This window comes from Pelomonas sp. KK5, from assembly GCF_001984095.1.
Classification (GTDB): Bacteria; Pseudomonadota; Gammaproteobacteria; order Burkholderiales; family Burkholderiaceae_C; genus KK5.
Genome location: NZ_LYVQ01000015.1, coordinates 20,255 through 40,517, shown reverse-complemented (window position 1 = coordinate 40,517; position 20,263 = coordinate 20,255). Strand labels below are relative to the sequence as shown.

Below are 20,263 nucleotides of genomic sequence, written 5' to 3'. Positions count from 1 at the left end.
GCGGCGCCATGCGGGCGCTCGTGCTGGGCCTGCTGCTGGCGGTCACGACCGCGCATGCGGCGGCGCTGCGCGAGATCGCGCCGGGCCTGCTGCTCCACGAAGGCCGCCAGGAAGACTGGCTGGCCGCCAACGACGGGGACATCGCCAACCTGGCCGTCGTCATCGGCAGCCGCTGCATCGCCGTCGTCGACACCGGCGGCAGCCCGGTCGTCGGGCGGCGCCTGCTGGCCGCGATCCGCGAGCGCAGCGCCCTGCCCGTCTGCTACGTGATCACGACGCATGCCCATGTGGACCACATGCTGGGCCAGGCCGCCTTCGCCGCGGACCCGGCCACCCGCTTCGTCGCGAGCGATCGCTATGCAGCGGCGCTGGGTGCACGGCGGGAGTACGTCAGCCGCACCGTCGAGCGCGACTTCCGCCTCGCGCTGACGCCGGCCGACCTGCCCGCCCCGACGCTCACCGCAGCGCCTGGCAAGCCGCTCGAACTCGACCTGGGTGGACGCAAGCTCCAGGTCCAGGCCTGGCCTACCGCCCACACCGACAACGACCTCAGCGTGTTCGACGAACGCACCGGCACGCTGGTCCTCGGCGACCTGCTGTTCGCCGGCCACCTGCCGGTGCTCGACGGGAGCCTGCGCGGCTGGCTCCAGGTGCTGGACCAGTTGGCGCAGCGCAGTGACGTGCAGCGTGCCATCCCCGGCCACGGCGCGCCCAGCACCGACTGGCCTGCCGCCCTCGACGCCCAGCGCCACTACCTCGCCGCCCTGCTGCGCGACACCCGCGCGGCGATCAAGGCCGGCCGCAGCCTGAAGGAAGCGGTTGACACCATCCCCTGCGACGGCGCATCGTCCTGGTTGCTGGTGGACCAGTTCCACAAGCGCAACGTCACGGCGGCCTTCGCCGAGTTGGAGTGGGAAGACTGATCCATGCGGTTCACACGACGCTCAATGCTCTTCGCCGGCCTCGGCCTGCCCGCCGGCAGCTTCGCCCAGATCAAGACCCCGGACGATGCCGACGCCGAAGCCATCTGGGACAAGGTACGCACCAGCCTGTTCGACAAGCGCCCGATCGCCGCGGCGGAGGGCGTGATCGCGCTCGATGCGCCCACCCGCGCCGAGGATGCTGCCGTCGTGCCGGTGGCCATCCGCACGCTGGTGCCGCAGAGCGAGAAGCGCTACATCGACGCCGTCTACCTCGTCATCGACAACAACCCTTCGCCGATCGCCGGCGTCTTCCATTTCACGCCGCGCAGCGGCCGGGCCGACATCGAGACCCGCGTGCGCATCAACGACTACGGCTACGTGCGCGCGATCGCCGAGCTCAACGATGGCAGCCTCTACATGGGCCGCCAGTGGGTCAAGGCCTCGGGCGGCTGTTCGGCCCCGGCCAGCAAGGATGCGGCCGAGGCGGCCAAGACGCTGGGCAGGATGAAGTTCCTCCACCAGGATCAGGCCAGCGGCCCCGAGCTGGTCCAGCTGATGATCAGCCATCCGAACAACAGCGGCCTGGCGATGGACCAGTACACCCGCCAGTACGCACCGGCCCACTACGTGCGCCGCATCAACGTCAGCTACGCCGGCCAGCGGGTGATGGACGCCGACCTGGACATCTCGATCAGCGAGAACCCGAACTTCCGCTTCTACGTGATGCCCGCGGCCGGCGGCGGCCTGCTCAAGGCCGAAGTCGAGGACTCCCACGACCGGCGCTTCGAGGCCCAGCAACGCTTGCAGTAGCGAGCGGGTCGAGCCAGCTCGCCGGCTCGGTGCCGAAGCGCTGCATCGTCGAACGCAGCGCCCCGATCACGCCCACGAGCTCGTCCTCGCGGGCCGCCAGCTCCGGCCTCGGCATGCGGCGGATCGCGGCCAGCTCCACCTCCAGCACCTGCAGCATCTGCGCGAAGCGGTCGCGCGCGAGGTGGGCCGACGGCATCGCTCAGCCCGCCTGCCTGCGGCCGCGGCGCGCGCCCACAGCCGCCACCAGCGCCAGGCCGCCCAGCATCAGCGCCCAGCTGCCCGGCTCGGGCACGGCCGTCGGCATCAGCGCGAAGGCATGGGCGGCACCGTTGTAGACCGCGGTGCCGGCGATGATGCCGCTCCCGCTGATGCCCATCACCTGCGTGAACGAGCTGGTCATCGACCAGCCGGGCGCGCTGCCCACCAGGGTGCCCAGGTCGTAGACGTTCGTGCCGTCGTAGACATAGGGCGTCGTGTTGCCCACGCCCACCGTGCCGACCACCCAGCCGCTGTCGTTGACGCCGCGGGCGGTGCCGGTGGTGGCGCCGTTCAGCAGCGGGATCGCCTGCATGCCGCCGGCTGCGGTCCAGATGAAGGGCAGCCCGGTCTGCGAGGTGTTCTGCACGCTGGCGCCGACCACGTAGCCGCTGTTGCTGATGTCGTAGGCGATCGAGCCGTTCTTGCCCGGCAGCGCGCCCAGCAGCGTGGCCGCGCCCGAGGCGGTGTCGTAGACCACGCCGATGCGCGCCGAGCCGGTGGCCGCGCTGGTGCCGTAGCCGACCGCCAGGCCCGAGTCGTTGACCGCGTAGGCGATCGCCATCGTCGTGCCGCCGGAGAGCGTCGGCACCAGGCTCGAACCGCCGGTGCCGAAGATCGCCGCCTGCGGCGTCGCGCCGCTGGCCTGGCCGACGATCAGGTTCGACGCATTGACGTCGTAGGCCGTGCCGCCGGTGGTGCCGGCGGGCAGCGCGAGCTGCGTGGCGGCGCCGCCCTGCCAGGCCACGGGCAGTGCGCCCGAACCGACCAATGTGCTGGCGGCCGCGCCGACGACGGTGCCGCCGGCATTGGCGCCGTAGGACCAGGCGTAGTTCCTGCCGCTCAGGCCGCCCAGCCCGCTGACGCCGCCACCCGCGCTCGCGAGGATGGCCGTGGAACTGGCGCTGCCGTAGGAGCGGCCGGTGATCAGCCCGCCGGCGGAGATGTTGTAGGCGTTCGACGAGGCGTCGCCGGCGAGCGGCCCGAGGTCGACGATGGTGTAGCTCGGCGCCGCGAAGACCGAGGCGCTGCCCAGCAGGGTCAGTGCAAGTAGGAGCTTATTCAAACGCATGGTGGTGCCCTCCCGGATCAGCACGACGAGGAACGGCTGCGGCGGCGCGCCACGCCGGCGACGGCGGCGAGGCCGGCGGCCATCAGCGCCCAACTGCCCGGCTCGGGCACGGCCGAGGTCAGCACCATCTCGTAGGCATGGGCCACGCCGTTGTGGTACGCGGTGCCGACGATCGTGCCGTTGTCGCTGATCGAGTAGGCCGAGGACGCGGTGTTGTAGCTGAAGTCCCAGCTCGCATCGGTGACCAGGCTGGCCACGCTGTAGAGGGTGCCGTCGGCCCACAGGAAGGGGTTCGAGTAGAGGCCGCCGTCGGAGCCGACCGCCCAGCCCGACGAGTTCACGCCGGTGGCCTGGCCGTAGCCGGTGCCGTCCAGCAGCGGGATCGCCTGCATGCCGGTGGCGGCGCTCCAGATGAAGGGCACGCCGCTGCCCTGGTTCTGCGAGCTGACGCCGGCGATGTAGTTGCCGCTGCCGGTGATCGCGAACGGGATCGCGCCGTTCTTGCCGGCCACGGCGCCGAGGTCGGTGGTGATGCCGGTCGTGGTGTCGTAGACCAGCGCCGCGTTGCGCGCTTGGTTGTCCGGGTCGAAGCCCGTGCCGATCACCAGGCCGGTGTCGCTGACACCCATGGCATCGACCATCCAGCCGCCGTTGGCCAGCTTGGGCATCACCGTGGCTGCGCCCTTGGTGGAGTAGATGGCGGCGATCTGGTTGGTGCCGCCGCCGGCGGAGCCGACGATCAGGCCGTTGTTGCTGATCGCGGTGGCGCGGCCGGTGCTGATGCCGGTGGGCAGCTGCAGCTGCGTGGCCGAGCCGTTCTGCCAGACCACCGGCAGCGGGTTCAGGCCCGACACCGTCACCGAGGCGGTGCCGACGGCCGTGCCTGCGTTGTTGATGCCGTTGACCCGGGCGCTCATCCGCGAGGGCAGCTCCGGCAGCGCGGTCATCGTTCCCTTGGCGGCGCTCCAGGTCGCCGGCGTGGAGAAGGTGTCGTTGAACGAGCGGCCGCCGATGTTGGCGCCGTTGGCCGAGATCGAGAAGGCCTGCGAGACGTCGCCGCTCAGCGCGCCGAGATCGACGATCGTGTACTGCGGACCGGCCGCCGCGGCGCCGGTGCTGGCCGCCAGTGCGGCCATGGCCAGAGAGAGGGGAATGGACTTCTTCTTCAGCATGCGCGGCTCCTGTGTGTTTCATCAATGCATCGATTAATGCATCAATTGATTCACTGTATTAATTCACGGAATTAAGACACCTAGGGGGATGTCCCGAGGACCACCCCCTCATCGGCGGGGCGGGCATACTCCAACTTGCGCACCTCGCCGCATTGCGGCAGGCGCACGAGAAGAAGAACCCACGAAGGCCCTCGACCCGACATGCCCGCGCCGCGCAAGCCCCCAGCCTCGACGAAGTCCGCGAAACCGCCGAAGGCAGCCCGCCCGCAGGCCGCTCCGCCGCTGCCGGTCTATCCCCCCGAGCAGGCACCGACCGACGCCGCCGAGCAGCTGATGGAGGCCGCCGAGCGGCTGTTCGCGGAGCTGGGCGTGGAGCACGCGCCGCTGCGCCAGGTGGTGGCCGAGGCGGGCCAGCGCAATGTCTCGGCCCTGCACTACCACTTCGGCTCCCGGCCGGAGCTGGTGGCGCGGATGCTGGAGCGACGGCTGCGCCTGATCAATGCGATGCGCGAGCAGTACGTGGACCGGCTGGTGGCCGATGGCGAGGAGCGCCATCCGCGCGCGCTGGCGCGGGCCATCGTCGAGCCGCTGGCGCGCGCGATCCGCGAGACGAGCTGGGGCCCGCGCTACGCGCAGATCCTCGCGCAGGCCACGCTGAGCCCGCGGGCCCTGGCCGAGGAGAACATCCCCGACGAGGTGATCTCCGCGCTGCTGCGGCTGCGCCGGATGGCCGTCAGGGCCCTGCCCGGCCTGTCGGGCCGGGCGCTGGACGAACGGCTGGCCTGGGCCACCGAATCGGTGGTGGTGGCGCTCGCGCTGATGGCGCGCGACCCGGTGGCCCGGCTCACGCCGGCCACGCTGGACAACCTGATCGACTTCACCGCCGGCGCGCTGGTCGCGCCGCTGAGCACCGCGCCGGCGCCGGCGTCAGGGCCCGTCAGCCAGCGTGGCATCGGCCGGCGCTTCACCTGAGCGCAGCCCCAGCAGCAGGGCGCCCGCCGCCGCGCCCAGCAGCATCAGGCCGCCGCACAGCGCAAAGCCGCGCTCGTAGCCGCCTGCCGTGCCGAGCTGCTGCTGGATCAGCAAGCCGGTGGCATAGGGCGCGATGACGCCGGCCAGCGAGCCGGCGGAACTGTCCACCGCCAGCACCGCGCCGCGCTGCCGCGCCGGCACGGCCGCCGCGATCATGGCCGGCCCCAGCGTGTAGATCGGTTGAGCCAGGCCACCGGCCAGCGTCAGCAGCGCGATGCGCTGCGCCGGCGACAGGCCCGGCTGCTGCAGCCCGAGGAACAGCAGGCCGGCCACCGCCAGCGCGCCCGCCGCCAGCAGGCCGCGGGCGATCAGCGGCGCCACGCCGCGCGCCAGCAGCCGCTCGGACAGGCCGGCGAACAGCAGGCCGAACGGCATCATCAGCACCACCACCAGCGCGAACAGGCGCCCGGCCTGGGCAGGCCCGTAGCCCAGGCCCAGTTGCAGGTAGGCGGGCACCCAGGTCAGGATCAGCGCCAGGCCCCAGTACGCCGCGAAGCGCATCAGCAGGCTGGCCAGCACCGGCCGCCGGCCGAGCAGGCGGCGCCAGGGCAGCGGCCGGGTCTCGCCTGCGGCCGGCCCTGCATCGTCCAGCGGCCCCTCCCTGCCGAAGCGCCACCAGGCCAGCGCCCAGGCCAGGCCCAGCAGCGCCAGCAGGATGAAATTGCTGCGCCAGCCCCAGCGCGCCGTCACGGCCGGCACCAGCAGGCCCGACAGCAGCAGCCCCGCCGCCGCGCCGAGCGTCATCACCGCCACCGGCAGATGCCGCTTGTGATCGGGGAACCATTTGTAGAGGGCATGGGTGACCACCGGCGCCGCCGGCCCCTCGCCCGCGCCGAGCAGCATCCGCGCGAGCATCAGCCCCGCCAGGCTGCCGGACAAGGCCATCGGCAGCTGGCACAGCGACCACAGCAGCGCCATCGCCAGCAGCAGCCCGGTCGCCGGCCGCCGGTCGGCGAGCAGCCCGCCGGCCACGCCGGCCAGCGCGAACAGCCAGAAGAAGCTGCTGGACAGCAGGCCGAACTGCGCCGGGCTCAGCCCCAGCTCCGCCATCATCGGCACCGCCAGCAGGCCGACGACGATCTTGTCCATGAAGTTGACCAGCATGAACAGGAACAGCAGCGCGGCGATGCGCCAGGCGGGGCCGGGCTGGTAGGGAGAGGGGCTCACTTCAGTTTTCCATGGCGAAACAGGATCCGTTCGGGTTTGAACGGTGTGTTTCACTTCAGGCGCTGCTGGCGCCGAGCGGCTTCGCCTCGAAGTGGAACAGCTGCACCAGCCGGCCGTTCTCCGGGCGGTCGCCGAACAGCTCGGTGATCGCGTGGAACCAGTCGCTGCGGAACAGCACCAGGCGGTTGAAGCGCATCGGCAGTTCGATCAGCGGCTCCCAGGTCGCGTCGCGGCGCTGCAGCCACTCGCCGAAGCCCTGCCTGCGGTTGGCCGGCAGGCTGCGCTTCTGGAAGTCGAGGAACGATGAATAGCCGCGCGCCCTGAGCTCGGCCGCATCGGGCCGGCGCTCCCAGCCGCTGGCGCGGTGGCGGTAGAAACGGGTGCCGCCTCGGCAGTCCCCGGGCAGGCTGAGATACAGCACGCCGCCGAAGATATCGCTCAGCGTCGGGTTGTCCACGTGGACGTCGGCGCGGGCGTCGTCGCGGGCGAGGCTGATGCGCAGCGCGCCGTTGTCGGGCGAGTTCCACTTGACCGGGCGGCCCAGCGCCTGGGCGATGCGCTGCATCGCCTGCTGCACCGGCAGGGCCGCCGTCTGCACGCCGGGGAAGTTGCCCTCGAAGCCGCTGCCGCCCGCCGCCGCCTGGGCAGCGCACAGGCGCAGCGCCTCGGCGCGGAAGGCCAGCGGGTCGGGCAGGAAATCGTCGATGACGACCAGGTCGCGCGCCGCACTGGCCTGGCGCAGGGCCGCCTCGTCCAGGCCCGGTGCCAGTGCCAGCAACTGGCGCGCCATCGACTCGGCGTCGGGCAGGGGCCCGTCGGCCCAGGCCGCGCCGATGTCCAGGCGCCGTGCCGGCGCCACGGTGCCGAGCCGTTCGGCGCTGGCCTGCGCGGCCTCGATATCCCAGCGGGCATAGCGCATCTGGGCGAGCGTGGCATGCCAGTCGGCCAGCAGGCCGGCGGGCTGGGCGGCGCCCTGGGCGATCGCTGCCTCGTAGCAGCCCTCAGCCTCGTCGGCCTGGCCCTGCTCGCGCAGCAGGCCCGCCAGGCCGGCCAGCAGGCGCGCATCGCCGGGCTCCAGCGCGCAGGCCTGGCGCATCTGCGCCACCGCCTCGTCCAGCCGCCCGAGTTGCGCCTCGGCCGTCGCCAGGTTGGCCCGGAAGGCCGCCGAACCCGGCTGGCGATCCACCGCACGGCGCAGGAAGGCGATGCCCACCTGCCCCTGCCCCAGGCCGAGGTAGGCCAGGCCCAGCAATTGCATCGCGTCCGCATCGTCGGGGGCCGCGATCAGCGCGGCCTGGTAGCGGGCGAAGGCTTCGTTGATGCGCCCTTGCGCATGCAGGGCGCGGCCTTCGTTCAACAGGTCGGCGGGGGAAGGGGAAGAAGTCTTGCTGCGATTCACGGCGGGCGTTCATGACCAGGAGGCGGCGGCAGTTTACGGCCGCACATCGCCGGTGCGCCGATGCACTCCGGAATGGCGCTTCGGGCCCGCAAGCGGAGCGCCGGCCCGACCGGTACCGGCGCCCATCCCGGTGAGCGCCCCGATCCAGCAGGCTGGCCCGCGACTTGCTTGTATACAAGCTGAGATACCTGACTGAACCCAACCAACAGGAGCGTGAGGACATGGATCACCAGACGAACCGGCGGGAATGGATCAAGACGATGGGCGCGCTCGGCACCCTGGGCGCGGCCGGCATGGGCGGGACCAGCGCCTGGGCGCAGAAGGGCTCGACGGACGGCTTCATCTACGTGGGCCCGCGCGACGACTACGGCTACAACCAGTCGCACGCCGACGCGGCGGCGATGGTGAAGAAGATGCCGGGCATGAAGATCGTCGAGGAGGAGAACGTCCCCGAGACGATGGCCGTGCAGAAGACCATGCAGGGCATGATCGCGCAGGACGGCGTCACCCTGCTCTTCCCCACCTCCTACGGCTATTTCGAGCCGCACATCCTGGCGCTGGCCGCCAAGAACCCCAACATCCGCTTCGCCCACTGCGGCGGCCTGTGGGACGCGAGCAAGCACCCGAAGAACGTCGGCAGCTTCTTCGGCTACATCGACGAGTGCCAGTACCTGAACGGCGTCGTCGCCGCCTACAGCACCAAGAGCAAGAAGCTCGGCTTCATCGCCGCCAAGCCGATCCCGCAGGTGCTGCGCAACATCAACGCCTTCACGATGGGCGCGCGCTCGGTCGACCCGAAGATCACCACGACGGTGATCTTCACCGGCGACTGGTCGATGCCGGTCAAGGAGGCCGAGGCCACCAACAGCCTGGCCGACCAGGGCGTCGACGTCTTCACGATGCACGTGGACGGGCCCAAGGTGATCGTCGAGACCGCGGCGAAGCGCGGCAAGTTCGTCTGCGGCTATCACGCCAGCCAGGCCAAGCTGGCGCCGGCCGCCTACCTGACCGGCGCCGAGTGGAACTGGATCGTCGCCTACAAGCAGTTCATCGACGCCGCCGCCACCGGCAAGCCGCATCCGAACTTCGTGCGCGGCGGGCTGAAGGACGGCTTCGTCAAGCCCTCGGCCTACGGCAGCAGCGTCGGGGAGCCCGCGCGCAAGAACGCCGATGCGGTCAAGGCCAAGATGATGGCGGGCAGCTTCGACATCTTCGCGGGCGAGTTGAAGGACAACACCGGCAAGGTGGTGATCCCGAAGGGCACGGCCTTGAAGCAGACCGATCCGACGCTGGAAGGCATGAACTACCTCGTCGAAGGCGTCGTCGGCAAGGTCTGACTCCATGGCCCGCGCACCCACCAAATACGCCGAAGGCTGGTACACCGCCGCGGAGAACCTGCTGCTGCCCACCTTCGCGCTGCTTGCCGCGCTGCTGCTGTTCGGCGTGTTCGTGTGGTTCGACGGCAAGGACCCGGTCGAGACCTGGGGCCTGCTGTTCCGCGGCGCTTTCGGCGATGCCTTCTCCTGGCAGAACACGCTGCAGCGCGCCGCGCCGCTGATGCTGACGGCGCTGGCGGTGGCGCTGCCGGCGGCGGCAGGGCTGACGATGATCGGCGGCGAGGGCGCGCTGGTGCTCGGTGCGTTGGGCTGCGCGGCGCTCGGCGGCCTGGTGCCGGCCAATGGTTTCGGCCTCGTCGTGATCCTCGCCGGCGGCGCGCTGATGGGCGGGCTCTGGGTGATGCTGGCGGGCTGGCTGCGCCAGTGGCGCGGCGTCAACGAGACGATCTCGAGCCTGCTGCTGGGGTACATCGCGATCGCGCTGTTCAAGCACATCGTCGAGGGGCCGCTGCGCGACCCGGCGAGCCTCAACAAGCCATCGACCAAGCCGCTGGTCGACGGCCTGCTGATCGGCCCGATCGGCGAGTTCCTCGGCGACGTGCACTGGGGCCTGGTGATCGGCATCGTGCTGAGCCTGCTGGCGGGCGCGTGGCTGAGCTTCACCGCCTCGGGCTTCTCGGTGCGCGTCGTCGGCGGCAACGTCCGCACGGCGCGGCTGGTGGGCCTGCCGGCCGACAGGCTGATCCTCGTCGCCTGCCTCGCTGGCGGCGCCTGCGCGGGCCTGGCCGGCGCGATCGAGGTGGCGGCGGTGCACACGGCGGCCAATGCCTCGGTGATCGCCGGCATGGGCTACACGGGCATCCTGGTCTCGTTCGTGGCGCGGCACAACCCGTGGGCGATCCCGCCGGTGGCCGTGCTGTTCGGCGGCTTCGCGGCCGCGGGCAGCCTGCTGCAGCGGCGCCTGGGCCTGCCGGACGCCTCGGTGCTGGTGCTGCAGGGCTTCGCCTTCGTGATGATCCTGGCCGCCGAGGCACTGCGCGGGCGGATGTGGCAGTTGCTGCTGACGCTGCGGCCGAGGCCGCCCGAGACACCGCCCGCGATCGGCCCGATCCCTTCCTCCACGCCCACCTGAGATGAAGCAGCCTTTCGCTCTCCGCGTCGGCCCAGACTCCGTTCGGGCTGAGGTATCGAAGCCCACAGCCCACTTTCGCGGACGTCTCTCCTGGGCCCTTCGATACCTCAGGGCGAACGGGCATTTGCTTCATCGGCAACGTATGGCGCCGGGCGCCATGGACAACAACTGATATGGACGCACACGCCTGGATCGATCTCTCCCTCGCCGTCGCCGGCGGCGCCATCCGCGTCGGCACGCCCTTCCTCTTCGTCTCGCTGGGCGAATGCCTGACCGAGAAGTCCGGTCGCATCAACCTGGGCCTGGAAGGCGTGCTGGTGTTCTCGGCGATGGCCGGCTTCGCGGGTTCCTACCTCACCGGCTCGCCCTGGCTGGGCGTGGCGCTGGCCGGCGTCTGCGGCGCGCTGCTGGCGATGCTGCACGGGCTGCTCTGTTCGCTGCCGCGGGTGTCGGACATCGCCACCGGCATCGCGCTGATGCTGCTGGGGTCAGGTCTTGCCTTCTACCTCGGCAAGCCGCTGATCCAGCCGCAGGCCGCGCAGATTCCCTCGCTGCCGCTGGGCGCGTGGAGCAGCGACCCGGCCGTGCAGAGCGCGCTGTCGATCAACGCGCTGTTCCCGCTGGGCGTGCTGCTGGCCGGCCTGATCGCCTGGGGCCTGAAGAACACCCGCTGGGGCCTGGTGCTGCGCATGGCCGGCGACTCCAGCGATGCCGCGCGGGCCACCGGCTATTCGGTCAACGGCGTGCGCATCGCCGCGACGACCGCTGGCGGCTTCATCGCCGGCCTCGGCGGCGCGTCCCTCTCGCTCTACTACCCGGGCAGCTGGAACGAGGGCCTGTCCAGCGGCCAGGGCCTGATCGCGGTGGCGCTGGTGATCTTCGCGCGCTGGAGCCCGTGGCGCTGCCTCGGCGCGGCGCTGCTGTTCGGCGGCGCGGGCGCGGTGGGGCCGGCCCTGCAGTCGGTCGGCGTCAGCGGCGGCTACTACCTGTTCAACGCGATGCCCTACGTGCTGACGCTGGTGATCCTGGTCGCCAGTTGCTCGCCGCAGCGCGCCTTGCGCGGCGCACCCATGGAACTTGGTGTTTCACGATAAGGAGTCGATGACATGCCCTTCGTCCAAGGCACCCTGCCCTACGCCTGGCCCTATGACGGCCACCTGTCCGCCGGCAACACGGCGCTGATCCTGATCGACATGCAGATCGACTTCTGCGGCATCGGCGGCTACGTGGACAAGATGGGCTACGACCTGTCCTACACCCGCGCCCCGATCAAGCCGCTGCAGGCGCTGCTGGCTGCCGCGCGCGATGCGGGCCTGCACATCATCCACACGCGCGAAGGCCACCGGCCCGACCTCTCCGACCTGCCCGCCAACAAGCGCTGGCGCTCGCGCCAGATCGGCACCAACGGCATCGGCATCGGCGACGAGGGGCCCTGCGGGCGCATCCTCGTGCGCGGCGAGCCGGGCTGGGAGCTGATCGAGGAACTGGCCCCGCTGCCGGGCGAGCCCATCATCGACAAGCCGGGCAAGGGCTCCTTCTACGCCACCGACCTGCAGCTGATCCTGCACACCCGCGGCGTGCGCAATTTGATCCTGACCGGCATCACCACCGACGTCTGCGTGCACACGACCATGCGCGACGCCAACGACCGCGGCTACGAGTGCGTGCTGGTCGAGGACTGCACCGGCGCCACCGACCCGGCCAACCACGCGGCGGCGCTGAAGATGATCCAGATGCAGGGCGGCGTGTTCGGCGCCGTCGCATCGTCCGGCCCGCTGATCGCGGCGCTGAAGGCACTCTGAGGAGATTCGACGTTATGAAACCCACCCGTCGTGACGTTCTCCTGGCCGGCGCCGCGCTGGCTGCCGGCCTGCCCAAGGCCCGCGCCGCCAATGACGAGCCGATCAAGATCGGCTTCTGGCCGGTGGCCTCCGGCCTGCCGCTGTTCGTCGGCGTCGAGCGCGGCATCTTCAAGGCCGAGGGGCTCAACGTCGAGGCCACGAAATTCGCCAGCGCCCAGCAGGTAGCCGAGGCAATGATCTCCGGCCGCATCCACGGCTCGGCCAACGGCACCGCCTCCGCCGCGCTGGCGCTGGCGGAACTGGCCAACCCGGGCCTCTTGAAGATCATCTGCGCCAACCCGTCCAACCACAAGCTGGTGCTGGACGAGTTCGTCGTCGCCAAGGACAGCCCGGTCAGGAAGATCGGCGACCTGGCGGGCAAGACGGTCGGCAGCGGCCCCGGCATCCAGAACGTGACGCTGGCCAAGATCGTGCTGGAGAAGAACGGCGTGACGAACGCGCGCGTCGTTGAGCTGCCGATCGGCCAGCATGTGGCCGCCCTCGCGGCGGGCCAGCTCGACGCGGTCTACACGCTGGAACCCACCGGCACTGCCGGCCGGCTGAAGGGCCTGACCCGCGTGCTGGAGACCGGCGTCATCGCCAGCTATGCGCTCGGCAGCAAGGACGCGCCCTGGTTCGGCGGCTCCGCCACCGTCACCAGCAGCTTCCTGAAGGAACAGCCCGCTGTGGCCAAGCGTTATGTCGCGGCCTACGCCAAGGCGGTCGACTGGGTGCGCAAGAACCCTGACGAGTCGCGCACGCACCTGGACGGCTTCACCGCCATCGACGAGGCGCTGGCCAAGGAGGTGCCGCTGTCGGGCTTCACGCTCTACAACGAGTTCACCGCCAGCGACATCGACTACTTCCAGAAGTTCTTCGACGTGTTCGCCGAGCGCAAGATCTTCCCGAGCAAGCTGGCGGTCAAGCCGCTGCTCTACACGGCATGACCCTCATGGACAAGCGCCGCCTCCTGCCGATCATCGGCCCGCTGCTGTTGCTCGCGTTCTGGCAGCTCGCCCTGTCCGCCCAGTGGATCAAGCCGGTGCTGCTGCCGCCGCCCGGCGAGACGCTGGCCTTCCTCGTCCACGACTTCACCAGCGGCGCGATCTTCCCGGACCTGCAGGTCACGGTGATGCGCACGCTCAGCGCCTTCGCCATTGCCGTCGCCGTCGGCGTGCCGCTGGGCGTGATGCTGGGCGCCAGCGAAGGCGCCTACCGCAGCGTCGAGTTCCTGGTGGACTTCTTCCGCTCCACGCCCAGCTCCGCGCTGATCCCGCTGTTCATGCTGATCTTCGGCATCACCGACGTGAACAAGATCGCCATCTCCAGCTTCGGCGCGATGCTGATCGTGCTGTTCAACAGCGCCTACGGCGTGATGCACGCGAAGAAGACCCGCGTGATGGCGGCCCAGATCATGGGCGTGTCGCGCTGGCACCAGTTCAAGGACGTGATGCTGATGGAGAGCCTGGCCCAGACCTTCGTCGGCCTGCGCAGCGCGGTCTCGATGGCGCTGGTGATCGTCATCGTGGCCGAGATGTTCATCGGCTCGGAGACCGGCCTCGGCCACCGGATCATCGACGCGCAGCAGGTGTTCAACGTCAAGTCCATGTACAGCTCGATCATCGTCACCGGCGCGCTCGGCTATGTGCTCAACCTCGGCTTCCTGCTGATCGAGAAGAAGCTGATCCACTGGAGCGGCAAGGCATGAACATCACCCCCGAGTTCACCGAGGCGCAGGCTGCGGTCGCTGCAGGCGCGGCCATCGCCAACAGCGTGGCCGTGCGGCCCGCGCCAGTCGAGGCGCACGTCACCGTGCGCGGCCTCTCGAAGGCCTTCGCCGGCTCGCCGCTATACAGCGACTTCAACCTCGACCTGCCGCGCGGCAAGATCGTCTCGATCTTCGGCCCCAACGGCTGCGGCAAGTCCACGCTGATGAACATGATCGCCGGCCTGACGAAGCCCGATGCCGGCGAGATCCTGTTCGACGGCAAGAGCCTCAAGGACACGCGCATCGGCTATGTGTTCCAGAACTACCGCGACGCGCTGTTCCCCTGGCTGACGTCCTGGGAGAACATCGCCTACCCGCTGCGCCGCGGCGGCATGAAGCCCGACGCGGTCAAGGCGCGCGTGGACGAGCTGGCCGCGCTGTTCGAGATCCGCTTCGACCTGAAGCGCTACCCCTACGAGCTGAGCGGCGGCCAGATGCAGACCGTCTGCATCATGCGTGCGCTGGCCACCAAGCCCGAGGTGATGTTCCTCGACGAGCCCTTCTCCGCGCTGGACTTCGAGATGACGCTGTTCATCCGCGAGAAGCTGCAGCAGGCGCAGGCCGCCACCGGCGTGACGATGGTGATCGTCTCGCACGACCTGGAGGACGCCGTCTTCCTCGCCGACCAGATCCTGCTGCTGACGCGCCGGCCCACCCGCATCGCCGAGATCGTGCCCTTCACGCTGCCGCGGCCGCGCACGCCGGAGAGCACCGTCGATCCGGAGTTCATCCGGGTCAAGGGCCACACGCTGGAAGTGTTCCGTCGGGAAATGAACGCCTGAACCTACGCATATGGCCATGAATGCACTGACCCTCCAGACCTATCAGCTCACCAAGCGCTTCGGCGCCTTCACCGCGCTCGAAGGCGTGTCGCTCGAGGTGCGCCCCGGCACCGTCCACGCGCTGCTGGGCGAGAACGGCGCGGGCAAGAGCACGCTGGTGAAGGCGGTCGTCGGCTACCACAAGCCCACCAGCGGCTCGGTGCTGGTGGACGGCCGCGAGCTTCAGATCGACAGCCCGACGGTGGCGCGCGACCTGGGCATCGGCATGGTCTACCAGCACTTCACCGTCGTGCCCGGCATGACCGTGGCCGAGAACCTGCTGCTGGCCCGCGGCCACCTGCCCGCCGTCATCGACTGGAAGACGGCCCGGCGGGAACTCGACGCCTTCATGCAGACCACGCCCTTCAAGCTGGACCTGGACGTGACGCCGGTGCAGCTCTCCGCCGGCGAGAAGCAGAAGCTCGAGATCCTCAAGCAGCTGTTCCTGAAGCCGCGCCTGCTGATCCTGGACGAGCCCACCTCGGTGCTGACGCCGCAGGAGGCCGACGAGGTGCTGGGCGCCTTGCGCGAGCGGGCCCATTCGGGCGCCTGCTCGGTGCTGATGATCACGCACAAGTTCCGCGAGGTGGAGCAGCATGCGGACGACGTCAGCGTGCTGCGGCATGGACGGCTGGTGGAGACCGGCCGGGTGGCCGAGACCAACTCGGTGCGCCTGGCCGCCGCGATGATCGGCGAGACCAAGATCAGCGCGGCGCTGGAACGCAGCGTCCAGGCCGAGCGGGGTGCGGTGCGGCTGGCGATCCAGGGCCTCGACGTGCGCGGGGACCGCGGCGAGATGGCGGTGCAGAAGCTGGACCTGGACGTGCGGGCCGGCGAGATCGTCGGCGTGGCCGGTGTCTCCGGCAACGGCCAGCGGGAGCTGATGCAGAGCCTGGTCGGGCAGCGCCGGCGCGAGGGTGGCTCCGTGCAGGTGGCCGGGCGCGAGTTCCACGCCACCCGCGCCGAGAACCGCGAGCTGAAGGTGCGCAGCCTGCCCGAGGAGCCGCTGGCCAATGCCTGCGTCGGCAATCTCAGCGTCGCCGCCAATATGGGCCTGCGCGATTTCGACGCGGCGCCGCAGGCCGCGGCCGGCTGGGTGCGCTGGGGTGCGCTGGCATCCCGGGCGCGCGCGTGGATCGCCGAGTACGGCGTCAAGACCCAGGGCGAAGGCGCGGCCATCCGCACCTTGTCCGGCGGCAATGTGCAGCGCGCCGTGCTGGCCCGCGAACTGGCCGGCGAGCCGGAGCTGCTGCTGGTCAGCAACCCGGTGTTCGGCCTGGATTTCGCCGCCGTCGCCGAGATCCACGGCCGGCTGATGGCCGCGCGCAACCGCGGCGCGGCGGTGCTGCTGGTCAGCGAGGACCTGGACGAGCTGCTGAAGCTGGCCGACCGCATCGTCGTCATCAGCGAGGGCCGCATCGTCCACGAGGTCTCGGCGGCCGATGCGAACCGGCAGGCGCTGGGCGCCTACATGGGCGGCCACGGCCACCATCATCACGACGCGCCGCAGCCGAGCGCCGCCGTCGCGGAGGCCGCATGACGACCGCGACGATCGCCACGGCCACGCCCTATCCCTACAGTTTCGACCTCAGCAGGACCGCCCTCGTCATCATCGACATGCAGCGCGACTTCGTCGAGCCCGGCGGCTTCGGCGAGACGCTGGGCAACGACGTGAGCCTGCTGCAGTCCATCATCCCCGCCGTGGCCGCGATGCTGGCCGGCTGGCGCCGCGCCGGCGGGCTGGTGATCCACACCCGCGAAGCCCATGCGCCTGACCTGCATGACTGCCCGCCGCCCAAGCGCCTGCGCGGCGCACCCAGCCTGCGCATCGGCGACAAGGGCCCGATGGGCCGCATCCTGATCGCCGGAGAACCCGGCAACGACATCGTGCCCGAGCTGGCCCCGATTGAAGGCGAGTGGGTGATCGACAAGCCCGGCAAGGGCGCCTTCTACGCGACACGGCTGCACGAACGGCTGCAGGCGGCGGGCATCACGCACCTGCTGTTCATGGGCGTCACCACCGAAGTCTGCGTGCAGACCTCGATGCGTGAGGCCAATGACCGCGGCTACGAATGCCTGATCGTCGAGGACGGCACGGCGAGTTACTTCCCCGAGTTCCACAAGGCTGCGCTGGCCATGATGACGGCGCAGGGGGGCATCGTCGGCTGGAGCGCGACGAGCGGAATGGTGTTGAAGGAGCTGTAGTCGATGGCATTGCACACACTGGCGGACTGGAGAAAAGCATATTGCGAGGACGGGGCCACACCACGCGACCTGATCGGACGCCTCGTCGCGTCCTTCGCTGCCGATGACACGGCCTGGCTGCTGCGCTGCGAGCCGGCCTTCATCGAGGCCCAGATCACCCGGCTCGAAGGCATCGCCCCGCACGAGCTGCCGCTGTGGGGCGTGCCCTTCGCCGTGAAGGACAACATCGACGTGGACGGCCTCGTCACCACCGCCGCCTGCCCCGCCTTCGCCCACCGCGCGATGCGCAGCGCCACGGTGATCCGGCGGCTGCAGGCGGCCGGGGCGATCGTCGTCGGCAAGACCAATCTGGACCAGTTCGCCACCGGCCTGGTCGGCACCCGCTCGCCCTACGGCGAGGTGCCCAACACCTTCGATCCGGCCTACGTCAGCGGCGGCAGCAGCTCGGGCTCGGCCTCGGTGGTGGCGCGCGGGCTCGTTCCCTTCGCGCTCGGGACCGACACCGCGGGCTCCGGCCGCGTGCCGGCGGGCTTCAACAACATCGTCGGCCTGAAGCCGACGCCGGGCAGCGTGCCGATGCATGGCGTGCTGCCGGCCTGCCGCACGCTGGATGTCGTCTCCGTCTTCGCCCTCACCGCTGCCGACGCAGCGCTGGTGATGTCGCTGATGGAGGGCGCCAGCGGAGAGCCGGGCTTCCAGCGCCACGCGCCGCGCGTGCCCTGGCTGGGTCTCGAAGGCCGGCCGCTGCGCGTGGGCGTGCCGCGCGATCCGGGATGCGATGAGGATCTCGGTTATGCCGCCGCCTTCGAGGAGGCCAAGGCCCGCCTGGCCTCGATGGGCGTGATGATCCAGCCGGTCGACATGGCGCCCTTCGATGCCGTCGCCCGGCTGCTGTACCACGGCCCCTGGGTGGCCGAGCGCTACGCCATCGTCGCGCAGCTGATGGAGCGCCAGCCGGAGCAGCTGGACCCGACCGTGCACGAGGTGATCGACCAGGCGCGTGCCTTCACCGCCGCCGACGGCTTCGCGGCACGCTACCGGCTGGAGCAGCTGCGCCTGCAGATCGTGCCGCTGTGGCACGAGCTGGACTTCCTGATGCTGCCCACCGCGCCCACCTGCCCCACCCGCACCGCGGTGCTGGACGGGCCGATCCTGCGCAACAGCGAACTCGGCCGCTACACCAACTTCGTCAACCTGCTGGGCCTGTCGGCGCTGGCGATGCCCAGCGGCTTCACGCCCTTCGGCCTGCCGTTCGGTGTCACCTTCGTGGCCGCTCCCGGCGCCGATGCCGCGCTGACCCACTGGGGCCTGCGCTGGGAGGCGGCCCATGCTCACCTGCCGCTCGGCGCAAAGCTGCGCGCGAAGCGCGGGCAAGACCTGACCCTGCTGAAGGCGCCCGTGGCGGCACCGACGCTGGAGATTGCCGTCGTCGGCGCCCATCTCTCGGGCATGCCGCTCCACGGCCAGTTGCTGGAGCGCGGCTGCCGGCTGGTCGAGAAGACCCGCACCGCCGCCCACTACCGGCTGCATGCGCTGCCCGGCACCGTGCCGCCCAAGCCGGGCCTGGCGCGCGTGGCCGATGGCGCGCCCGGCACGGCCATCGAGGTCGAGGTCTACGAGATGCCGCAGGCGGATGTCGGCTCCTTCCTCGCCCTGATCCCGCCGCCGCTGGGCCTGGGCACCGTGGAGCTCCAAGACGGCCGCTGCGTCAAGGGTTTCATCTGCGAACCGGCCGCGCTGGAAGGCGCGCCGGACATCAGCGCCCACGGCGGCTGGCGCGCCTACATGGCTTCACTCCAACCATGACCATCGACGAACCCGGCGTGCTCGCCGAAGTGACCGAGCTGTTCCACGCTTATGAGCGCGCGCTGATGACGAACGACGTCGCCGCGCTGACCGGCTTCTTCTGGGATGACGCTCGATTGACGCGTTATGGCATCGCCGACAGGCAGCTCGGCATCGACGAGATGCGCGCCTTCCGTGCGGCCACGCCGGCGCCGGACTTCACGCGCGAGCTGGAGAATCTGCGCATCACCACCTTCGGCACGGATGCCGCGGTCGCCCAGGTCGAGTTCATCCGCAGCGACACCCCCCTGCGCGGCTTCCAGACCCAGAGCTGGATGCGGCTGCCCGGCATCGGCTGGCGCATCGTCGCGGCGCATGTCTCGATGATTCCCTTCGGAGCCTGACCGACAATCGCCGGATCATGAGCGCGCTCCCTCAAGACCTGCCCGAATCACTGGCTGACCAGGCCTATGCGCAGGTCAAGGAAATGATCTTCGACTTCTCGCTGATGCCCGGCGACCGCTTCTCCGAGGCCGACCTGGTGGCCAAGCTGCAGCTCAGCCGCACGCCGCTGCGCCAGGCGCTGCAGCGTCTCGCCCGCGAGGGCTTCCTGCAGGTGTTCCCCAAGCTCGGCTGGCAGGTGGCGCCGCTGGACTTCGACGTCATCGACGAGCTCTACGACCTGCGCCTGCTGATCGAATGCCATGCGGCCCAGCTGCTGGCCACCAGCGAGGACCGCGCTGACCTGCAGGCGCTGGTGGACATCTGGATGGTGCCTCCCGAGCAGCGGCTGGCCGACCCGGTCGAGGTCGGCACGCTGGACGAGGCCTTCCACTCCGAACTGGTCGCCAGCAGCGGCAACCGCGAGATGGCCCGCGTGCACCTCGGGCTGACCGACCGGATCCGCATCGTGCGCCGGCTGGACTTCACCAAGCCCGCCCGCATCGCCGCCACCTACGACGAGCACGCCCGCATCCTGCGCGCCATCGTGCGCCGCCGCGCGGACGAGGCGCAGCGCCTGCTGCGCGCCCACATCGAGCAGAGCAAGCTGGAGGTGCGGCACATCACGCTGGCCGCACTGCACCGCGCAAGGCGCGGCTGAGCCTCCTCAGCCCTTGAACTTCGGCAGCAGCTCGCCCAGCCGCGCCCCCATTTCCGCCCCCAGCGCCTGCAGTGCGTTGAAGGGCCGCACCATCACCTCGAAATCGACGATGCGGCCTTCCTCGTCGAAGCGGACCATGTCGATGCCCTTCAGCTGCTTGCCCTGCACGACGGCGCTGAACTCCAGCACGACGTCCAGGCCGTCCGCGCTGGCGAACTGGCGGTGGTAGCTGAAGTCCTCGAGGACCTTGACCACGGTGTTCAGCGCGAGGATCAGCGCCGGCGCGGGGGCATAGGGCTTGAAGGCCATCGGCGAGCGGAAGGTAGCCTCGGGATGGACGATCGATGCGAGCTTCGAGAGATCGCGGCTCGCGACCATCTCGTGCCAGAGTTCGAGCGAGCGGGCGACGGCGGGATGGGCCTTGTTCATGCTTCTTGTCTCC

General features: G+C 70.4%; 21 protein-coding genes. 15 read left to right on the top strand and 6 right to left on the bottom strand.

The window, feature by feature from the left end; all coding sequences use genetic code 11:
* Nucleotides 1–8: 8 nt before the first annotated feature.
* The gene (locus B0W88_RS03700) at nucleotides 9–923 is read left to right on the top strand and encodes a quinoprotein relay system zinc metallohydrolase 2 (RefSeq protein WP_077033302.1); all 915 of its coding nucleotides are present in this window, start codon (nucleotides 9–11) and stop codon (nucleotides 921–923) included.
* Nucleotides 924–926: 3 nt separating this feature from the next.
* A complete protein-coding gene (locus B0W88_RS03695; protein ID WP_077033301.1) occupies nucleotides 927–1,733 on the top strand; it encodes a quinoprotein dehydrogenase-associated SoxYZ-like carrier in 807 nt (268 codons plus the stop codon).
* On the opposite strand, the gene B0W88_RS03690 is transcribed toward B0W88_RS03695, so the two are convergent.
* The 3 genes from B0W88_RS03690 to B0W88_RS34360 are packed head-to-tail and all read right to left on the bottom strand — an operon-like array spanning nucleotide 1,672 to nucleotide 4,232.
* The gene (locus B0W88_RS03690; protein WP_077033300.1) at nucleotides 1,672–1,929 is read right to left on the bottom strand and encodes a hypothetical protein; all 258 of its coding nucleotides are present in this window, start codon (nucleotides 1,927–1,929) and stop codon (nucleotides 1,672–1,674) included. The two genes, B0W88_RS03695 and B0W88_RS03690, sit on opposite strands and share 62 nt — an antisense overlap.
* A 3-nt stretch (nucleotides 1,930–1,932) precedes the next feature.
* The gene (locus B0W88_RS03685; protein ID WP_144006585.1) at nucleotides 1,933–3,060 is read right to left on the bottom strand and encodes a PEP-CTERM sorting domain-containing protein; all 1,128 of its coding nucleotides are present in this window, start codon (nucleotides 3,058–3,060) and stop codon (nucleotides 1,933–1,935) included.
* Nucleotides 3,061–3,077: 17 nt separating this feature from the next.
* Nucleotides 3,078–4,232: a PEP-CTERM sorting domain-containing protein gene (locus tag B0W88_RS34360; RefSeq protein WP_077033298.1), complete on the bottom strand. Its 1,155-nt coding sequence runs from the start codon at nucleotides 4,230–4,232 to the stop codon at nucleotides 3,078–3,080.
* Between the two features lie 201 nt (nucleotides 4,233–4,433).
* Here B0W88_RS34360 and B0W88_RS03675 point away from each other — a divergent pair, with 201 nt between their 5' ends.
* The gene (locus B0W88_RS03675; RefSeq protein WP_077033297.1) at nucleotides 4,434–5,204 is read left to right on the top strand and encodes a TetR/AcrR family transcriptional regulator; all 771 of its coding nucleotides are present in this window, start codon (nucleotides 4,434–4,436) and stop codon (nucleotides 5,202–5,204) included.
* Here B0W88_RS03675 and B0W88_RS03670 read toward each other — a convergent pair.
* Nucleotides 5,160–6,431 carry an MFS transporter gene (locus tag B0W88_RS03670; RefSeq protein ID WP_077033296.1) on the bottom strand — a complete coding sequence of 424 codons (1,272 nt, stop codon included), beginning with the start codon at nucleotides 6,429–6,431 and terminating at the stop codon, nucleotides 5,160–5,162. The genes B0W88_RS03675 and B0W88_RS03670 overlap by 45 nt on opposite strands.
* Before the next feature lie 55 nt (nucleotides 6,432–6,486).
* Nucleotides 6,487–7,788, bottom strand: coding sequence for a DUF6445 family protein (locus tag B0W88_RS03665; RefSeq protein ID WP_077033295.1), 1,302 nt, complete (start codon nucleotides 7,786–7,788; stop codon nucleotides 6,487–6,489).
* Between the two features lie 263 nt (nucleotides 7,789–8,051).
* Here B0W88_RS03665 and B0W88_RS03660 point away from each other — a divergent pair, with 263 nt between their 5' ends.
* The 12 genes from B0W88_RS03660 (at nucleotide 8,052) to B0W88_RS03605 (ending at nucleotide 19,821) form a co-directional block, all read left to right on the top strand.
* The gene (locus B0W88_RS03660) at nucleotides 8,052–9,167 is read left to right on the top strand and encodes a BMP family ABC transporter substrate-binding protein (protein ID WP_077033294.1); all 1,116 of its coding nucleotides are present in this window, start codon (nucleotides 8,052–8,054) and stop codon (nucleotides 9,165–9,167) included.
* 4 nt (nucleotides 9,168–9,171) lie between these two features.
* Nucleotides 9,172–10,299: an ABC transporter permease gene (locus tag B0W88_RS03655; RefSeq protein ID WP_077033293.1), complete on the top strand. Its 1,128-nt coding sequence runs from the start codon at nucleotides 9,172–9,174 to the stop codon at nucleotides 10,297–10,299.
* 173 nt (nucleotides 10,300–10,472) lie between these two features.
* Nucleotides 10,473–11,393: an ABC transporter permease gene (locus B0W88_RS03650; RefSeq protein WP_077033292.1), complete on the top strand. Its 921-nt coding sequence runs from the start codon at nucleotides 10,473–10,475 to the stop codon at nucleotides 11,391–11,393.
* Nucleotides 11,394–11,405: 12 nt separating this feature from the next.
* On the top strand, nucleotides 11,406–12,101 hold the full coding sequence (locus B0W88_RS03645; RefSeq protein WP_077033291.1) for a cysteine hydrolase family protein: 696 nt from the start codon (nucleotides 11,406–11,408) through the stop codon (nucleotides 12,099–12,101).
* A gap of 14 nt (nucleotides 12,102–12,115) precedes the next feature.
* Nucleotides 12,116–13,087, top strand: coding sequence for an ABC transporter substrate-binding protein (locus B0W88_RS03640; protein ID WP_077033290.1), 972 nt, complete (start codon nucleotides 12,116–12,118; stop codon nucleotides 13,085–13,087).
* 5 nt (nucleotides 13,088–13,092) lie between these two features.
* Nucleotides 13,093–13,848 carry an ABC transporter permease gene (locus B0W88_RS03635; protein WP_369973843.1) on the top strand — a complete coding sequence of 252 codons (756 nt, stop codon included), beginning with the start codon at nucleotides 13,093–13,095 and terminating at the stop codon, nucleotides 13,846–13,848.
* Nucleotides 13,845–14,690: an ABC transporter ATP-binding protein gene (locus B0W88_RS03630; protein WP_083748553.1), complete on the top strand. Its 846-nt coding sequence runs from the start codon at nucleotides 13,845–13,847 to the stop codon at nucleotides 14,688–14,690. The genes B0W88_RS03635 and B0W88_RS03630 overlap by 4 nt, the downstream gene beginning before the upstream one ends.
* Before the next feature lie 16 nt (nucleotides 14,691–14,706).
* On the top strand, nucleotides 14,707–16,269 hold the full coding sequence (locus B0W88_RS03625) for an ABC transporter ATP-binding protein (protein ID WP_077033312.1): 1,563 nt from the start codon (nucleotides 14,707–14,709) through the stop codon (nucleotides 16,267–16,269).
* Nucleotides 16,266–16,934 carry a cysteine hydrolase family protein gene (locus tag B0W88_RS03620; RefSeq protein WP_077033288.1) on the top strand — a complete coding sequence of 223 codons (669 nt, stop codon included), beginning with the start codon at nucleotides 16,266–16,268 and terminating at the stop codon, nucleotides 16,932–16,934. The genes B0W88_RS03625 and B0W88_RS03620 overlap by 4 nt, the downstream gene beginning before the upstream one ends.
* Nucleotides 16,935–16,937: 3 nt before the next feature.
* On the top strand, nucleotides 16,938–18,740 hold the full coding sequence (gene atzF, locus B0W88_RS03615; protein ID WP_077033287.1) for an allophanate hydrolase: 1,803 nt from the start codon (nucleotides 16,938–16,940) through the stop codon (nucleotides 18,738–18,740).
* Nucleotides 18,737–19,123 carry an oxalurate catabolism protein HpxZ gene (gene hpxZ, locus B0W88_RS03610; protein WP_077033286.1) on the top strand — a complete coding sequence of 129 codons (387 nt, stop codon included), beginning with the start codon at nucleotides 18,737–18,739 and terminating at the stop codon, nucleotides 19,121–19,123. The genes atzF and hpxZ overlap by 4 nt, the downstream gene beginning before the upstream one ends.
* Nucleotides 19,124–19,140: 17 nt before the next feature.
* On the top strand, nucleotides 19,141–19,821 hold the full coding sequence (locus B0W88_RS03605; protein WP_077033285.1) for a GntR family transcriptional regulator: 681 nt from the start codon (nucleotides 19,141–19,143) through the stop codon (nucleotides 19,819–19,821).
* A gap of 6 nt (nucleotides 19,822–19,827) precedes the next feature.
* Here the strand turns inward: B0W88_RS03605 and B0W88_RS03600 are convergent, their stop codons facing one another.
* Nucleotides 19,828–20,250 (bottom strand): nuclear transport factor 2 family protein, encoded by a 423-nt coding sequence (locus B0W88_RS03600; RefSeq protein ID WP_077033284.1) that lies wholly within the window; start codon nucleotides 20,248–20,250, stop codon nucleotides 19,828–19,830.
* Between the last annotated feature and the right edge of the window lie 13 nt (nucleotides 20,251–20,263).

Excerpts from the sequence above, each read along its gene's own strand:
- B0W88_RS03635 (WP_369973843.1), top strand. The coding sequence starts at position 13,093 with ATGGACAAGCGCCGCCTCCTGCCGATCATCGGCCCGCTGCTGTTGCTC.
- B0W88_RS03655 (WP_077033293.1), top strand. The coding sequence starts at position 9,172 with ATGGCCCGCGCACCCACCAAATACGCCGAAGGCTGGTACACCGCCGCG.
- B0W88_RS03645 (WP_077033291.1), top strand. The coding sequence starts at position 11,406 with ATGCCCTTCGTCCAAGGCACCCTGCCCTACGCCTGGCCCTATGACGGC.
- B0W88_RS03675 (WP_077033297.1), top strand. The coding sequence starts at position 4,434 with ATGCCCGCGCCGCGCAAGCCCCCAGCCTCGACGAAGTCCGCGAAACCG.
- atzF (WP_077033287.1), top strand. The coding sequence starts at position 16,938 with ATGGCATTGCACACACTGGCGGACTGGAGAAAAGCATATTGCGAGGAC.
- B0W88_RS03660 (WP_077033294.1), top strand. The coding sequence starts at position 8,052 with ATGGATCACCAGACGAACCGGCGGGAATGGATCAAGACGATGGGCGCG.
- B0W88_RS03650 (WP_077033292.1), top strand. The coding sequence starts at position 10,473 with ATGGACGCACACGCCTGGATCGATCTCTCCCTCGCCGTCGCCGGCGGC.
- hpxZ (WP_077033286.1), top strand. The coding sequence starts at position 18,737 with ATGACCATCGACGAACCCGGCGTGCTCGCCGAAGTGACCGAGCTGTTC.
- B0W88_RS03695 (WP_077033301.1), top strand. The coding sequence starts at position 927 with ATGCGGTTCACACGACGCTCAATGCTCTTCGCCGGCCTCGGCCTGCCC.
- B0W88_RS03625 (WP_077033312.1), top strand. The coding sequence starts at position 14,707 with ATGAATGCACTGACCCTCCAGACCTATCAGCTCACCAAGCGCTTCGGC.
- B0W88_RS03690 (WP_077033300.1), bottom strand. The coding sequence starts at position 1,929 with ATGCCGTCGGCCCACCTCGCGCGCGACCGCTTCGCGCAGATGCTGCAG.
- B0W88_RS03630 (WP_083748553.1), top strand. The coding sequence starts at position 13,845 with ATGAACATCACCCCCGAGTTCACCGAGGCGCAGGCTGCGGTCGCTGCA.
- B0W88_RS03685 (WP_144006585.1), bottom strand. The coding sequence starts at position 3,060 with ATGCGTTTGAATAAGCTCCTACTTGCACTGACCCTGCTGGGCAGCGCC.
- B0W88_RS03700 (WP_077033302.1), top strand. The coding sequence starts at position 9 with ATGCGGGCGCTCGTGCTGGGCCTGCTGCTGGCGGTCACGACCGCGCAT.
- B0W88_RS03605 (WP_077033285.1), top strand. The coding sequence starts at position 19,141 with ATGAGCGCGCTCCCTCAAGACCTGCCCGAATCACTGGCTGACCAGGCC.
- B0W88_RS03600 (WP_077033284.1), bottom strand. The coding sequence starts at position 20,250 with ATGAACAAGGCCCATCCCGCCGTCGCCCGCTCGCTCGAACTCTGGCAC.
- B0W88_RS03640 (WP_077033290.1), top strand. The coding sequence starts at position 12,116 with ATGAAACCCACCCGTCGTGACGTTCTCCTGGCCGGCGCCGCGCTGGCT.
- B0W88_RS34360 (WP_077033298.1), bottom strand. The coding sequence starts at position 4,232 with ATGCTGAAGAAGAAGTCCATTCCCCTCTCTCTGGCCATGGCCGCACTG.
- B0W88_RS03620 (WP_077033288.1), top strand. The coding sequence starts at position 16,266 with ATGACGACCGCGACGATCGCCACGGCCACGCCCTATCCCTACAGTTTC.